The organism is Micrococcus sp. HMSC31B01, from assembly GCF_001816085.1.
Lineage (GTDB): Bacteria > Actinomycetota > Actinomycetes > Actinomycetales > Micrococcaceae > Micrococcus > Micrococcus luteus.
Genome location: NZ_KV824968.1, coordinates 1 through 2,807 on the forward strand (window position 1 = coordinate 1; position 2,807 = coordinate 2,807).

General features: G+C 58.8%; 2 protein-coding genes. Both read left to right on the top strand.

The window, feature by feature from the left end; genetic code table 11:
• On the top strand, nt 1–646 hold a 646-nt coding region (locus HMPREF3105_RS13170), incomplete at its 5' end, for a hypothetical protein (protein WP_168167981.1).
• 71 nt (nt 647–717) lie between these two features.
• Nucleotides 718–2,807, top strand: a 2,090-nt coding sequence (locus HMPREF3105_RS12580; protein ID WP_210401418.1) for a DEAD/DEAH box helicase, incomplete at its 3' end; no start/stop codon positions are given.

Genomic DNA, 2,807 nt, shown 5'->3' on the forward strand with positions numbered 1-2,807 from the left:
TCAACAACGTCATGACCTCTTACAACTAGAAGCCGTCAAGGCATTTGTTTCCATCGGCTTCGGCCTTCCGGATGCTCCGAAGCCCGCCGATCATGTACAAGGGCACGTCGCGGAGTTGCTCTGGCACCGCGTTGTGGCCGAGCGTACATCCTGTCGGGACGGACGCACTCTCGTAGAAGCGCCACCCATCAAGGCCGATGCACTCGAACCAGGGGGAGATGGGCTCGTCGTCTACGAGGACTCTTGCGGAACCCTCGTTTTCCGGCTCTGGGAGATTAAGAAGCACGACGCAGATGCTCGGATATCGAAAACGATCAACCGGGCGGCGAAACAGTTGCGCAAGAGAGGCCACCACTACCTTGCCAAGCTCGCGGGACCGGCGACCCTCACTGCTGAAGGTGCCCTGGGGGAGCTTTACGACGGCATGGTTGACCTCTGGTTCGAACGGAGCGCAAGAGCAGGCGTGGGAGTCTCCGTAGGGGCGTCTCTCGAACATCGCCCACGAAACAGCAACACGTTCAGATCGCTCGGCACACAATTCCCGGAGTTTGTGGCGGCTGGGCAAACCGAGTCAATCGTTATTGCGTTGCCGGACTTTCCTGAGTTTGCCTCGAAGGTAAAGGAGATCGTATGGAGCGGTCTCTAGACATACATCTGCTCGGGGAAGCGCTTGCGGGTCGCTCCGGTCTCCCGACGGCTGAGCGATTGCAAGAGCGAATGGCGCAGGCTGAAATCGCCCTAGTGCTTGATCGTCCATCTGTTGATGAGAAGCTAATTAAGACAGCATGGTACTTGCATGGCGTGGCGTCGGTAAGTGATGCGCGTCAACGCTACTCGGCAGCTCGCCAACGTCAGGCGTTCTTGGTGAGCGCCCATATTTTCGATCTTGCTCTGGCTCGAAATGACTGGAGCGATGAAGAACGCCTATCAATCGGATTTGCTGCTGCGATCGGGTATCGCCGAGGTGGTCGTGACCCAAACGCGTCCGCGATCATAACCCGACTTCAGCCCCTCTTAGGTGGAGCAGATAGCACGCAAGAACCGTCACTTGAGAATCTCTCCGTACGCGCCGGACTTGTATTTTTGAGCTTCGATGCTAAACGAGCCTTCGGTTGGCTGGCTCGGTGGCGCAGATACTTCGCGTCAATAGCACAGCAGTCGGCGATGGACAGCCTGCGCTCAACGGCCCTCGGTTCGCTGCAGACGCTCGTCCTGGCTGTGGAAGACATACTCTCGTACCTGACGCGTGGAGATTATGAACGCTACAGTCAGGGGTCTCAACGACTGCGGGAGGTAGCGACTGGCGAAACCGGGGGCGCTTCGCTCGACGCGCGTTGGGTCGCTACACATCTACTGAACTTCGCGACCATCGCGGAGGCGGGCTCACCCTGGAACCCGTCGATCCTGCCGCCAGACGTACCGATCGCCGTACGCCAGGCTTTCGCGGTTGGAAGCCCTGCCGTGCTGACACTCTGGGAGCCGCAGCGAGATCTGCTCACCGGAGAACCATCGCCGTGCTCGCCGGAAGTCAAGCGAATGGTACTTTCCGTTCCCACAAGCGGGGGGAAGACACTCGTCGCTCAAATGCTCGCCGTCGCGCATCTGGCGCAGACGGACACGAGTATCTGCTTTGTCGTGCCAACAAGAAGTCTTGGTCGAGAAATTCGGCGCGCGATGAGCGCACGAGTTCGTATTCTCCAGAAAGAGGTCGGAGCGGAAAAGACTGACTTCTCCGCCTGGCTGGGAGAATTGGGCCTCTCGCTTTCGGAGGTTGAGCAGGCCGACGTCGATGTTATGACCCCGGAAAGGCTCAGTCATCTCCTGAGAAACGACTTCGAAGCGGTGCTCGACAAGTACAGTCTGTTCATTTTCGATGAGGCTCAGTTGTTGAAGGAGAAGGGGCGTGGCTTCGTCCTTGAATCCGTGATATCTGCCCTGAACCTGCAAACACAGGGCCGACCGCATCGCATAATTCTCCTTTCGGCCGCGATGGGAAACGTCGGTGGGATCGCTCAGTGGCTTGATCCAAACGGCGGTGCCCTGAGTCAGACAAGTGACTGGCGGGGGCCCAGGCGACTGCATGCAGTCTTCAATACCGAAGCGCAGTGGGATCAGACCGTCGTTGAAGGAGGGGCCGGGTCCGTGTGGCCCTACCGGCACACCACGCCGCTCTCGGGACTGATCCGATTGCGGCTCGGAAACGGGAGCACCAAGTCACTCCGCACTCAAGGGGACACGGGTTGGCGTCTAGTCCGAAAGTCGAAGGACGGGGGAGAGCGTCCAGCTGAAGTGAAGGTCGATTCTTCACGAAACACGAAACACTATTCGATTGCCAGCGGCATGATTACCGCTCTAGGGCACGCAGGATCGGTACTAGTTGTTGCGTCAACAAAGAAGCAAGCCCAGACGCTCGCTCGTGGCATCGCGGACGAGCTTGATGAGCAGCCGCAACTGGCCGCGCTGGTTGACTTTGTACGCCAACAGTTGGGCGACGCACATCCACTCGTCGGCACGCTTAGGCGAGGCGTGGGATTCCATCATGCAGGGTTGCCCGTCGAGGTGCTCGAAGCGCTTGAGGCTGCCGTGCGAAGTGATGATCTCCTCTATCTGACTTGCACTTCAACGCTTACGGACGGGGTGAACTTGCCGGTCAGGACCGTCGTTCTATACGACACTCCATACCCAGACCAGCCCGAAGATACCCGCTTACGCGGTGCCCGGCTCGTGAACGCAATGGGACGGGCAGGGCGTGCAGGACGCGAGACTGAGGGCTGGATCGTACTAGTTGTTGTGGGTCATGAGGTTCT